The sequence below is a fragment of the Streptomyces albospinus genome (assembly GCF_014648695.1).
Classification (GTDB): Bacteria; Actinomycetota; Actinomycetes; order Streptomycetales; family Streptomycetaceae; genus Streptomyces; species Streptomyces albospinus.
This window is the reverse complement of the sequence record NZ_BMRP01000011.1, coordinates 228057-240260: the sequence shown is the minus strand read 5'-3', so window position 1 is coordinate 240260 and position 12204 is coordinate 228057. Positions and strand designations below refer to the sequence as shown.

Annotated in this window: 9 protein-coding genes; 5 read left to right on the top strand and 4 right to left on the bottom strand. The window is 72.6% G+C overall.

Going from position 1 to position 12204, the window contains the following annotated elements:
- The first annotated feature begins 241 nt into the window (after positions 1-241).
- Genes IEZ17_RS17890 through IEZ17_RS17880 form a run of 3 tightly spaced genes read left to right on the top strand, consistent with a single transcriptional unit; the run spans position 242 to position 4150 of the window.
- The gene (locus IEZ17_RS17890; RefSeq protein WP_189301244.1) at positions 242-2671 is read left to right on the top strand and encodes a hypothetical protein; all 2430 of its coding nucleotides are present in this window, start codon (positions 242-244) and stop codon (positions 2669-2671) included.
- Positions 2661-3920 (top strand): hypothetical protein, encoded by a 1260-nt coding sequence (locus IEZ17_RS17885; RefSeq protein WP_189301242.1) that lies wholly within the window; start codon positions 2661-2663, stop codon positions 3918-3920. Before IEZ17_RS17890 ends, IEZ17_RS17885 begins: the two co-directional genes overlap by 11 nt.
- A 44-nt stretch (positions 3921-3964) precedes the next feature.
- Complete coding sequence (locus tag IEZ17_RS17880; protein ID WP_189301240.1) at positions 3965-4150, top strand: hypothetical protein; 186 nt, start codon at positions 3965-3967, stop codon at positions 4148-4150.
- A 113-nt stretch (positions 4151-4263) separates the two neighbouring features.
- On the opposite strand, the gene IEZ17_RS17875 is transcribed toward IEZ17_RS17880, so the two are convergent.
- Entirely contained in the window at positions 4264-5139 is an 876-nt protein-coding gene (locus IEZ17_RS17875; protein ID WP_189301238.1) for an alpha/beta fold hydrolase, read from the bottom strand.
- Between the two features lie 553 nt (positions 5140-5692).
- On the bottom strand, positions 5693-6385 hold the full coding sequence (locus IEZ17_RS17870) for an iron-dependent transcriptional repressor DtxR (RefSeq protein WP_189301236.1): 693 nt from the start codon (positions 6383-6385) through the stop codon (positions 5693-5695).
- 254 nt (positions 6386-6639) lie between these two features.
- Here IEZ17_RS17870 and IEZ17_RS17865 point away from each other — a divergent pair, with 254 nt between their 5' ends.
- Entirely contained in the window at positions 6640-7407 is a 768-nt protein-coding gene (locus tag IEZ17_RS17865) for an SIS domain-containing protein (RefSeq protein WP_189301234.1), read from the top strand.
- Positions 7408-7551: 144 nt separating this feature from the next.
- On the opposite strand, the gene IEZ17_RS17860 is transcribed toward IEZ17_RS17865, so the two are convergent.
- Together IEZ17_RS17860 and pdxH are read right to left on the bottom strand one after the other, a co-directional pair.
- Positions 7552-9099 (bottom strand): PAS domain-containing protein, encoded by a 1548-nt coding sequence (locus tag IEZ17_RS17860; protein ID WP_373299856.1) that lies wholly within the window; start codon positions 9097-9099, stop codon positions 7552-7554.
- A gap of 470 nt (positions 9100-9569) precedes the next feature.
- A complete protein-coding gene (pdxH, locus tag IEZ17_RS17855) occupies positions 9570-10205 on the bottom strand; it encodes a pyridoxamine 5'-phosphate oxidase (RefSeq protein WP_189301295.1) in 636 nt (211 codons plus the stop codon).
- A 472-nt stretch (positions 10206-10677) separates the two neighbouring features.
- Here pdxH and IEZ17_RS17850 point away from each other — a divergent pair, with 472 nt between their 5' ends.
- Positions 10678-11772, top strand: a complete 1095-nt coding sequence (locus tag IEZ17_RS17850; protein WP_189301230.1) for a citrate synthase 2 — start codon at positions 10678-10680, stop codon at positions 11770-11772.
- Positions 11773-12204 lie beyond the last annotated feature (432 nt).

The window sequence follows — 12204 nt, the reverse complement described above, 5'->3', positions numbered from 1 at the left end:
CGCCGGCTACCTCCAGCCACCCCAGCCCGCCCAGCCCCGCCCCGCTCCACCCCGTCCCGTCCCGTCCCGTCCCCCAACCATCCGCACCACTCCCCCACCCCCACCCGCCGTCCCCTCCCCCCATCCCCTCGCCGCGCCGCAGCTCACGGGCTTTGCCGGGAAGTTATCCACAGGCTTCACCGGCCGACGGGCGAGAGCTGTAGCGTCTTGGCGACAACACGAACGAGGGGTGGTGGGGGCGGTGTTGCGCGCCGGATTGGTGCTGGTGACGGGCTGGTTGGCGGTGCTGCTCGCCGCTGGGGCAGTGCAGGCCGCGCCGATGGGTTCGGACATCCCGACCCAGGCCGCATATCTCGCCCAGAAGCTTCGGGATAATCCTGTCTATATCAGCGACCAACTGCCGCGCGCGGTACCGCGGTCGACGGCCCCCGCGTTCGCCAGGGAGGCTCGACGGCTCGGCGTTCCCACGTACGTGGTCGTCCTCCCCTACACCTCCGCCGGCGGCCTGGGTTCCGGGCTGCTCGCGCAGGTCCACGACCGGCTGGGGCGCAAGGGGCTGTATGTCTCCCTGTCCGAGCTGGGTTTGGGCGATGTGCAGACGTACGGCGTGAGTGTGCCGGGTGCCGCCGACGCCAGCACGGCCACGATGTACGAAATGCCCCACGACGCCACGGCCCGCGAATCATTCCAGCACTTCGTCGACGTGCTCACCTCGGGACAGGCTCATCAGCGCGCCGAGAAGGGCCGGGACGAATACGGCGGGGCGTACAACAGGAACGAGCCGCCCAAGCTGCACACCGACCCGGTCGACCGTGAGAACCAGAGCTTTCTGACCGGCGCCGTGGTCGTCGGAGTGCCCCTCGCCGCACTGCTGATCACGAGCTACGCGATGCGTCGCCGCCGCATCCGCCGTGCCGACAGTCCGGCCGCCTCCAATGGATCCGGCAGCTCCGACAGTTCCGGCGGCTCCGGCGGCTCCGGCGGCTCCCGCGGCGGGAAGAAGAACGCCGCCGGCTCCACGTCAGCCGGCGCGAAAGTGAGCTTCGCCAAGGGCGATGAACCGAAGAAGGCCGGTGGGGTCAAGTCCAGTCCGCCGCACGCCGCCGGCGCCGAGACCGGCCCGCCGAAGACGACCGGTAGCACCAAGACCACTAGCGCCAAGACCAGTAGCGCCCAGACCGGCGGCATCAAGGACGGCCGCTCAAAGGCCGGCAGCACGCACCCCAGCGGTACGAAATCCAGCGGTACGAAATCCGGCGCAGCCAAGACCGGCAGCACGAAACCGGGCAGCACGAAGCACGGCACCCACAAGACCACCAACCGCCCCGGCTCCACCTCCCGCCCTGGCTCCAACTCCCGCCCCGGCTCCGCCTCCCGTCCCACCTCCAGCTCCCGCGAGCAGTCGTTCCCCCTTCTGCTGGGTGCGCTGGTGCTGGCCGGGTTGCTGGCCTTCGCCGCGTCGCTGGTGTTCCACGACACGACCTCGGGTGACGGCTCCGTTCCCACGGCCGCCGACATGCGGGCCCGCATAGACCGGGTCGCCGACGGTCTACGGCGCGACCCGCTGTACGTCGACCCCGAGAGCCCGTCCCCCCTGGACGCCACCCAGCGCAGCCAACTGCACGGCCAGCTGAGCGCGCTGCACGTCACGGCTCTGGTCACCGCCCTGCCCACGTCCATGGACGACGAGTCCGGCGGCAATGCGGATCTGCTGGCCAAGTCGCTGCACGACCGGCTGCACCGCGAATCCCTCTTCGTGCTCGCCAATCCGACGTCCGGCTCCCTCGACGTCATCAACTACGGCACCCATGTGGACGCCGGCTACCTCTTCAACCGCCCGCACGACCTCCAGTACAGCGACGGCGGCTCGGCGCTCGGCCCGCGGCTGAGCAAGCTGCTCACGTACCTCGACAAGGCCCCGGCGTCCAAGACCGCGGGCTCTCCGAACGCGCCGTCACCGGCAAGCGATCCGGTGGCGGCGCAGAAGCTGCCCGGCTTGTTCACCGGCGACTTCGGCCCGGGGCTGTTCTCCGGATCCTTGGCCGCCCTGCTGCTCTTCGGAGTGGTGGTCGCGGTATGGGCGATCGTCCGGTGGCTGGCCGGGCTCCGCCGGCCGGCGGGTGCCGGTGCAGCGCCCGAGGCGCCGGTGGAGCCCAGGCCGGCATGGCTGCGGCGTACGGCCCGGCTGGAGGTCGCCGCCCTCACCACCGCCCTGGAACCGACCGCGATGGCGGAGGAGTCCCGGCGCCGGGCGTGGGAGTGTCTGGACGCCGCCGCGCTGCTGATCGACGGCGACAGCGACGGCCTGATCGACGCCGATGCCACGCCGGTCGGCCTCGCCTGTGCGATCACGCTGGCCCGCGTCGGCCGGACCGCCGTCCAGGACCCGGCCGCCGCGGAGTACGTCTGCTACCGCAATCCGCTGCACGGCGCGGCCACCGAGCGGGAGCAGAAGCGCCCGGCCGGCGGCGGCAAGCCGGTGTCGATGCCGGTGTGCGCGGCGTGCCGGGAGACGCCCGGTGCGGTGCTGCGGCTGCCCGGTTCCGACGGCCACGGGCGCCGGGGCCACGCCGCGTACCCCACCCTTCCGGGCCCGTTGGCCACGCTCGCCGACGGCGCCCGAATAGATCAACTCACCCGCGATGTACGGGAGTACTTCGGTGTCCAGTGACCCACGTTGCCGCCGTTCGCTGCGGTCCGCCCTCGCCGTCGGTGCGGCGTCCGTCGCGCTGCTGTTCTGCGCCGCGGCGCCGGGCACGGCCGCCGAGAGCCCCGGGCAGAAGATCGCCGACGCGCTGCGCACCTCCCCCGTCTATGTCGACCCGTCCCTCTCGTCGGCGGTCGGCCCGGACGATCAGCGCAAGCTGGTGACCCAGATCCAGCAGACCCGTCTGCCGATCAAGGTCGTGCTGGTGCCGCTGGTCGAGGGCGACAGCTGGGGTGGCAAGTCGGAGCAGCTCTCCCAGGTGGTGCACGACAGGATGGGCGGCGGGCCGGCCATCCTCATCACGCCCGGGAACTACGCCGCCGACATCGCCGCCACCGAATGGCCCTCCAACGCCCACCAGGCGGAGCGTGCCGCCGCCTCACTCTTCTTCGACGACACCATGAAGGGCGCGGGGCTGACCAAGCGCATCTCCCGCGCGATAGACATCATCAAGGCCGGAGACGGCGACAAGGTCTACGACCGGCTCACCGCCCATCTCGGCGCGTCGCCGGGCAGTACGGCGAAGAAGCCCGCCGCACACGGAAGTTCGCCCGTGGTGCGGATCGTGTCTCTGGTCGCCGGTCCGCTGTTGGTGCTGGCCGCGGCCTGGCTGCTGCTGCGGCGCCGCTCGCGGCTGCGTGACCTCGCCACGCCGTTCGCGATGCCGCGGTCCGTCTTCGCCGCCGCCCATAAGGCGGACGAGGACGGGCTCCGTGACCGGGCCACCGAAGAGGTGGTGCGGCTCGGCGAGGAGGCGCGCGCCGCCGAGGGTGATCCGGCGGCCGTCGAGCGGGCCCTGGACGCCTACTCCGCGGCCGGAACGGTCCTGGACCGCGCCCGCGGAGTCCCGGACCTGGCAGGCGTGTTCGCGCTGATCGCCGAGGGCCGCGCGGCGCTCTCCACGGCTCCCGCCACCCTCCCGCTGTGCTTCTTCCACCCGCTGCACGGCCCCGCCGTCCGCCGCATACCCTGGCGCCCTCTGGGCCGCCGTGAACAGCTCCGGGTCGCCGCCTGCGACACCTGCCTCCGCGCCGTACGCGCCCGCCGCGCTCCTGAGGTGCTGACGGACCGTCTGGACGGGCATCCCGTTCCGTACTTCGAGGTCCCCGCGGAGAAAAGCCTGTGGGCCGCGACCGGCTATGGCTCGCTGCTGGCCGGTGACTCGCTGGCCGCGCATGTCCAACGGGGCGATTTCACCCGGACATTGGACTGAGCCCGGCACAACTTCCGGTACGACTCGGTTGGCGTGCGGGGACGGTGGGCGGCCCGAAATGCCTGCCCGGCTGCGATGACCCGGTCGACATCGACAACCGGAAGGTCGGCCGGAGCCGCGTCATCTGCCAGACCTACATGATCCCCAAGGGCGCCAGGGCCCTGGAGGTCCACTGGGGCGACGAGGGCGCCACCAACCCGCCCATCGGGAGGTTAGGCAACGACGGCTGACGGTACGGCAGTTGGGCCACGCGCCCGCGCGGCACGGTACCCGGGGGCCGTGCCGCGCGGGCCGCGCCGTTCCGGGGAGCCGCACCCGGGGCCACCGGCCCCGGACCCGTTCCTCAGGGCCGGGCCGCCGCCGTACGGAGAAACGGTTCGATCACGCGATACCAGGCGTCCGGCTGCTCCCAGGGCAGCAGATGACCCGCATCGGGGATTTCGGCGTACTCCCCGCGCGGCAGGACCCGGACCATCTCCTGGGCCTCGGCGCGGCCCAGCTCGGCGTCCAGTCCGCGCGCCACGAGGGCGGGGCACTGCACCTGCGCGAGCTCCTCCCAGTGGGCGTCGTGCACCCAGGTCTCGCGGGCGCTGAGCATCTGGCGGCGGGAGAAGACCGGACGCCAGCCGTCGGCGCGCTCGGCCATCACCTCGGCGAAGAACTCCCCGCGGGCCGGCCGGGGCCGCTCCAGCGTCGGATCGTCCTCGCCGAACCACCGCCGGACGTCCGCGAGGGTCGCGAACGGCACCGGCCACGAGCGGAACCACTCCCTCCACTCCCGCTGCGAGGCCGCACCCAGCGCCGAGGCGCGCATATCGCAGATCACCAGCGCACTGACCAAATCGGGGCGCCGGGCCGCTAACTGCCACGCCGTCAGCGCGCCCATGGCATGGCCGACCAGGGAGACCGGGGCGAGCCCCAGCTGCTCCACGGCGGCGATGGCGTCGTCGACATACGCCTCGCGGTCGAAGGGCCCTTCGCCGGGCTTCTCGCTGCGGCCGTGGCCGCGCTGGTCCAGGGCGACCGGGCGGTGCCCCGCGCTCAGCCGGCGGGCGGTATCCGCCCAGTGGGACGCCCGCCCCATCAGACCGTGGAGCAGCAGCACCCCCGGGGCCTGCTTGCTCCCCGCCGACCCGCTGCCGCTCTTGGGCGGGTCGGTGAACTCCCAGGCGGCGAGCCGCACGCCGCCGGACCCCGTCACATCGATACGCCGCACCATGTGTCCTGGCACCCCCAATCATCCCCTGGCCAGCCCCGTACACCCCACATTATCGAACCCATATTCGAACGGACCGCTGCCGCGCCCAACACCCCACTTTCGAGTGACCTTGCTCAGGGATTGGCCGCGCCCACCACGGGGAGACATCTGCCGGGAGGCGGGCCCTACCGGGAAGGGGGCCCGTGGGGAAAGACCCTGAGAGCTCGGGGCTCCGGGTCTTGGCGGGGGGACATGGGGAGGCAGGGCCCCGGCTGCTCGCAGCGCCGGGGCCCTGACCGTCCCCGATCGGACTCAGTGGACGCATCCGAGCCCCCTAGGCCGTCAGCGCATCACGCGTGAGTGACGACGCATGGCCATGCGTCGTCGCCAGGGTGGCACGAGACCGGCCGTACCGCACGGATTCGCACAACTTCATTCACCGCGCCGGACGTTGACGAGCCCGCCGAACTGCGCATCGGCGCAGCTCAGCGGGCTCGCGGGGATCTTCGGAGGCGCGTGCGAAAAAGCGGAAAAGTGCCGGTCCGCCCACCGCGCCGGCTGCTGGGTCGGTCGGTCAGCGCTTGGCGACGAAGACGTGGCTGGCGATCTCGGCGTCCAGCTCGGCGGCCTCGCCGCTGCTGCCGACCAGCACACCGGCCGGGGACTCCGTCACGCTGACCACCGCGCCCGGCTGCACCCCGGCCCGCCGCAGCGTGTACATCAGCTGGGCGTCGGCCTGGATGGGCTCGCCGATCCGGCGCACCACGACCGTCTTGCCGTCGGCCCCGGCGTCCAGATCCATCAGGCTCACCATGCCCGCGTCCAGGAACGGATCGACCTCGGCCTTCTCGCCCAGCTCCTCCAGCCCCGGGATGGGGTTGCCGTACGGAGACTCCGTCGGGTGCCGCAGCAGCTCCACGACGCGGCGCTCGACCGCCTCGCTCATCACGTGCTCCCAGCGGCACGCCTCGGCGTGCACCTGCTCCCACTCCAGCCCGATGACGTCGACGAGCAGGCACTCGGCGAGGCGGTGCTTGCGCATCACCCGCGTCGCCAGCCGCCGGCCCTCCTCCGTCAGCTCCAGATGCCGGTCGCCCGCAACCGTCAGCAGGCCGTCTCGCTCCATGCGCGCCACCGTCTGGCTGACCGTCGGGCCGCTCTGTTCGAGCCGCTCCGCGATGCGGGCGCGCATGGGGACCACACCCTCCTCTTCCAGTTCGAGGATGGTGCGGAGATACATCTCCGTGGTGTCGATCAGTCCGGACATGCGTGCCCCTCGATATGTCGTGCGGTGGCCCTGGATCCAATTCTGACGCATCCCACCGACATCGGTGCCTCCCTGTCCGCGCAGCGGACCGTGCGGACCGGGGAACCGGTGCGTCGGCCGGTGCATCGACCGGCGTATTGACAGCGCACTGGTCCAGACCGCAACGTGATCCGCGCCACTGATCCGAGATGCGGCGAACACCCTGCGAAGACCGACGAAGACGCGACGACGACCGACGAGAGGGGCCGGCGGGAATGGCTGAGAGCGACCGGAGCGAGGGGCTGGCCGGCAGGTACTTCGACGCCGCCATCGATCTGCTGCGGCAGGTCCGCGACGCGGAGGGGGACCGGATCACCGCGGCCGGGCAGCTGATCGCCGCCACCGTGGAGGCGGGCGGCCGGGTCTTCTCGTTCGGGGCGGGCCACTCCTCGCTGCCCGCCCAGGACACCGTCTACCGGGCGGGCGGCCTGGCGGTCATGAACCTGCTGGCCGTGCCGGGCGTCGTCGGCGTGGACGTACGGCCCGCGACGCTCGGCAGCGCGCTGGAGCGGGTGGACGGGCTGGCCGCGGCCGTCCTGGACACCAGCCCGCTGGAGGCCGGCGACGTACTGGTGATCATCTCGCTCTCCGGGCGCAATGCGCTCCCGGTGGAGATGGCCATCAACGCGCGGGCGCTCGGCATCAAGGTCGTCGGCGTGACGTCGGTGGCGTATGCGGAGGAGACCAAGTCCCGGCACTCCTCGGGGACCTACCTCAAGGACCACTGCGACATCGTCCTGGACAGCCGGATCCCGGTCGGCGACGCGGAGCTGACACTGCCCGGCATCGAGGCGCCGTTCGCGCCCGCCTCCACGGTCGTCACCAGCGCGATCATGCAGGCGGTGGTGGCGACGGCCGCCGGCACCCTCGCCGAGCGGGGCACCGAGCCGCCGCTGCTGCGCTCCGGGAACGTCGACGGCGGGCACGAGTGGAACGGCCGGGTGATGCGGGAGTACGCGGACCGGATCTTCTACCGGCACTGAGCGGATCCGGATCGAGGGGGGATCCGGATCGAGGGGATCCGGATCGAGCGGGCCGGGATCGAGGGAACGCGGATCGAGGGAACGCGGATCGAGCTGTCCCGGACTCTCGCCGGGTCTTCCCGGTGCCGGGCTCCGCCGGCGCCCTCAGACGCCCGCCGCGCCCGCCAGGTCCAGTGCGGCGGCGACACGTGACGCGACCTCCTCGGCGTAGTCCGCGTCGGCGCGGTCGAAGGGGCGGCGCGACGGCACCCGCAGGAACGTCGCGACGCCGAGGGTGCGGCCCCGGCTGCGGAGCACCACGCACAGGCCGTGCACGGTGCCGTCCGGCCAGTGGCGGGCGGCGGCCCAGCCCTCGGCGGAGGCCTGGCCGGCGCTGGTCCGCACCGAGCCGCGCCGCGCATACGCCTGGAGGGCGGGGTGGCCCGGTACGTACGCCACCGGGATGCCGGTCGGCGGGACCGCCTCCGAGGGGCCGGGCGAACCGGCCGGGGAGGCCAGCGCCCGCACCAGCCGCGGCGAGCCGCCCGTACCGCCCATGCGGGACTCCCCCACGCCGGCGTCCTCCTCCAGGGGCGCCCGGTCCGCGTCCCACTCGGCGTCCGCGTCCACCGCGCCGTACGGGGCCGGCGCCGGTGTCCTGGCGAGGTCGACCAGGGCGTGGTCGGCGAAGCCCGCCAGGGCGAAATCGAGGTGGACGGCGGCGGCCTCGGCCGGGTCCGGGCACTCCGCGGCGGCCCGCCCCGCGCGGTGGAGTTGATGGGCGCGAAAGCGCAGCAGGGAGTTGTCCTGTTCGGCCCGCTTGGCGTCCGTGACGTCCTGGAAGAGCCAGGCGACGCCCAGCGGAACCGGTTCCTCCGCCAGCGGCGAGGCCAGCCGGACGAAGCCGCTGCGCCAGCACCGGCGCGGGAGTTCGGCCTCCCCGTCGCGCAGCGTCACCCACAACTCGCCGACGGCCGGCGGCGCACCCTCGGCGAGAACGTGCTGGAGCGCGCTCTCCAGTTCCTCGACGCCCTGCACTAGCAGATCGCCCAGCGGGCGGCCCAGCAGCGCCGTACGCCCCACTCCCAGGGTGCGGGCGGCGTACGCGTTGACGACGGCGGGCCGCAGGTCGGCGTCGATCAGCACCACGCCCCAGGACGCGTCCTCGAAGAGCGCCTCGCTGAGCGCGATGGCCCGCTCCAGGTCTATCTGGGCGTGCACCTCGCTGAACGCGCAGTAGGCCCCCGCCACCTCGCCGTCGGGGCAGCGGACCGCGGACGACTGGGTGCGGACCAGGACGCGGTGGCCGTCCTTGGTCAGCAGGGCGAACTCATGGACCTGGCGGCCCGGGGAGCGCATCGCGGCGGTCAGCGCCGCCTCGATCCCGTCGGCGTCCTCCTTGCGGACCGCCCAGCCCGCCAGCCCCGTACGGCCGACCGCCTCGTCGGTGGTCCAGCCGAGGATGCGCTCGGCCTCGTGGTTCCAGTGCGTGACCGTGCCGTCCGCCGTGAAGGCCACCAGGGCGGCGTCCATGCCGTCCAGGAGGGCGGCGAGCAGACCGGAGTCGTCGTTGTCCGGAGGCCGGTCGGGGGCTCCGTCCGCACCGGTCGGCGGACACGCGGCTGCCGCCCCCTGGGAGCCGTCCGGCCCGGTCGCGGCGTGCTGCTGTGACGAGGAGGCCGACGAGGCAGAAGAAGCTGACGAGGCAGTCACTGGCCTGGCACCCCTTACGAACGCGGTCGCACGTGCTCCACCTGGGAGCATTCAACTGGAACGTGACGTGGCCCACACCCGATTCGCGGAAATCGCCGCCGGTGGCACGCGCCACCGGAAAATTCGGTTGTGCGACGGCCGGCGGCTTCCTAACGTGTGGGGCACACGAGAAGGGAGGTGGTTCGGCAGATGATTTCGCACCGGACGCGTGAGGTGGCTGCGGGCTAGCGGCCCGTCGCTTCACCGAAGTGCAGCGCCGGACCAGCGCATACTGCAGATGCGCAGCCGGCCAATTCCCAGCAGTCACCCGACCCGCGGGCTGCCGGTTCGTCCGACCGGCCCTTCGCGCCACCGAGCGCGGAGGAAGCAGCCCGCGGGTCGTCTGCGTTCCCGGCCCGAGGGGCCGCGGGTACGCCCGGCCGCAGCCGCGGGGGCCGGCCGGACCGGACCGCCCCGCCCCCGCCGCGGCCTCAGGGCGCCAGGCGCTCCACCCGCCACTGCCCGGCCCCGGGCGCTCCCTCGCGGACGTACCGCAGCCGGTCGTGGAGGCGGTTGAGCCGGCCCTGCCAGAACTCGATCGTCTCGGCGGTGATCCGGTAGCCGCCCCAGTGCGGCGGCGCCGGGACCTGCTCGCCCTCCGGATAGCGGGCCGCCAACTCGTCGTAGGCATGCTCCAGTTCGGCGCGCGAGGCGACCGTCGTGGACTGGTCGCTGGCCCAGGCGCCCAGTTGGGAGCCGTGCGGGCGGGTGCGGAAGTAGGCGGCGGTCTCGTCGCGGCCGATGCGCTCCGCGGTGCCGGTCACGATGACCTGGCGGGCGAGGGGGTGCCAGGGGAACAGCAGCGAAATATAGGGGTTTTCGGCCAGTTCACGACCTTTTCGGCTGGTGTAGTTGGTGAAGAACACAAAGCCGCGCTCGTCGAATGCCTTGAGGAGCACGGTCCTTGAGCTGGGCCGGCCGGCGGCGTCCGCCGTCGAGACGACCATCGCGTTCGGCTCGTGAAGACCGGCTGCCGCCGCGTCCTTGAACCAGCGCGCGAACTGGTCGTAAGGGCTCGCGGCGAGATCGGGCTCGGCAAGTCCCTCATGGCGGTAATGCGCACGCATCGAAGAGGGATCGGGGGTCTCGGCGGAGGGCATGTCGGCGGGATGCACGGCCTCATCTTGCAGCATCGACGCCACGCCGGGCAGCCGGGTGGGCTGGAAGTCTGCCCCTCGTCGCCGGTGCGTAACCCTCCCGTCGGCGAATTGACCAGTGTGCCGGACGTCACGCTTCCTCGCAGGTGATGAACCCGCCAAAATCATGGCCCGGCCCACTGTGGCCTCCGGACATCGGGAGTTATCGTGTCCGTCCTCAGGCCGCTGCGGCGCACCACTCGCGGCGTCCGCGCCCGCGGACCGACCCCCCGCGGGCAGAACCGTCGCGTGGCCCCTGCCCCGGCGGGGCATCACCGGGGTGACCGGTACGGACCGCGAGCTGCCCATCGCAACCGCGTAACCGCACCGGCGCCGAACTTGACTCGACCGCACGGCAGCCGGTTCCGACCCGTCTGCCGTCCCCATCTTGAGGAGCCGCCTGATGTCCGACTTCGTTCCCGGGCTTGAGGGAGTCGTCGCGTTCGAGACGGAGATCGCCGAACCGGATAAGGAAGGCGGCGCGCTCCGCTACCGGGGGGTGGACATCGAGGATCTCGTCGGGCACGTGTCCTTCGGGAACGTCTGGGGGCTGCTGGTCGACGGCGCGTTCAACCCGGGGCTGCCGCCCGCCGAGCCCTTCCCGATCCCGGTGCACTCCGGTGACATCCGTGTCGACGTGCAGTCCGCGCTCGCCATGCTCGCGCCCGTATGGGGCCTGAAACCGCTGCTCGACATCGACGAGCAGACCGCCCGCGACAACCTCGCCCGCGCCGCCGTCATGGCGCTGTCCTACGTCGCCCAGTCGGCGCGCGGGCAGGGCCTGCCGATGGTGCCGCAGAAGGAGATCGACAAGGCCGAGACGGTCGTGGAGCGCTTCATGAAGCGCTGGCGCGGCGAGCCCGACCCCAAGCACGTCAAGGCCGTCGACGCCTACTGGACGTCGGCCGCCGAGCACGGCATGAACGCCTCCACCTTCACCGCCCGGGTCATCGCCTCCACCGGCGCGGACGTGGCCGCCTCGCTCTCCGGCGCGGTCGGTGCCATGTCCGGCCCGCTGCACGGCGGCGCGCCGTCCCGGGTCCTCGGCATGATCGAGGAGATCGAGCGCACCGGCGACGCGGCGGCCTACGTCCGGCAGGCGCTGGACAAGGGCGAGCGGCTGATGGGCTTCGGCCACCGCGTCTACCGCGCCGAGGACCCGCGGGCCCGCGTACTGCGGCGCACCGCCAAGGAACTGGCCGCACCGCGCTTCGAGGTCGCCGAGGCGCTGGAGAAGGCCGCGCTGGAGGAGCTGCACAACCGCCGCCCGGACCGGGTGCTGGCCACCAACGTCGAATTCTGGGCGGCGATCGTCCTGGACTTCGCCGAGGTCCCGGCGCACATGTTCACCTCCATGTTCACCTGCGCCCGCACGGCCGGCTGGAGCGCGCACATCCTGGAGCAGAAGCGGACGGGCCGGCTGGTCCGGCCGTCGGCCCGCTACGTCGGTCCCGGGCCGCGCAGCCCGCAGTCGATCGAGGGCTACCGGTTCGCGTAGCGCCTGCTTCCCACGTTGTCGGCTTTCCCGCCGTGGGGGTTGTTCGCCGTTGCGCCTGCGGCGGGCGGGTCCGCTGCGCGGGGCTTTCGGGTGCGGTGACGGTCCTGCGGGGCTGGGTGTCCGGACTGCTTCGCTTTACGTCCGGACACCCAGCCCCTCCGGCCCGCCCCCTCCCGTTGTGGGTGGGAAAAAGCCGGTGGGGTGAACGTAGGTGGGACCGTGCAGGTTCAGGGGTCGACGGAGACCGTCACCGGACCACTCGCCCCAGCCCCCACCCACCGATCTTCCCTCCCACCCACGGGAGGGGACGGGCCGGAGGGGGCGGTGTGCAGGACGTAAAGCGAAGCAGTCCTGCACACCGCCCCCGCAGGACCGTCACCGCACCCCGAAAGCCCCGCGCAGCGGACAACACCCCGCGCCGAAGGCGCAAAA

Excerpts from the sequence above, each read along its gene's own strand:
- IEZ17_RS17875 (WP_189301238.1), bottom strand. The coding sequence starts at position 5,139 with ATGGTGCGGCGTATCGATGTGACGGGGTCCGGCGGCGTGCGGCTCGCC.
- IEZ17_RS17870 (WP_189301236.1), bottom strand. The coding sequence starts at position 6,385 with ATGTCCGGACTGATCGACACCACGGAGATGTATCTCCGCACCATCCTC.
- IEZ17_RS17865 (WP_189301234.1), top strand. The coding sequence starts at position 6,640 with ATGGCTGAGAGCGACCGGAGCGAGGGGCTGGCCGGCAGGTACTTCGAC.
- pdxH (WP_189301295.1), bottom strand. The coding sequence starts at position 10,205 with ATGCGTGCGCATTACCGCCATGAGGGACTTGCCGAGCCCGATCTCGCC.
- IEZ17_RS17850 (WP_189301230.1), top strand. The coding sequence starts at position 10,678 with ATGTCCGACTTCGTTCCCGGGCTTGAGGGAGTCGTCGCGTTCGAGACG.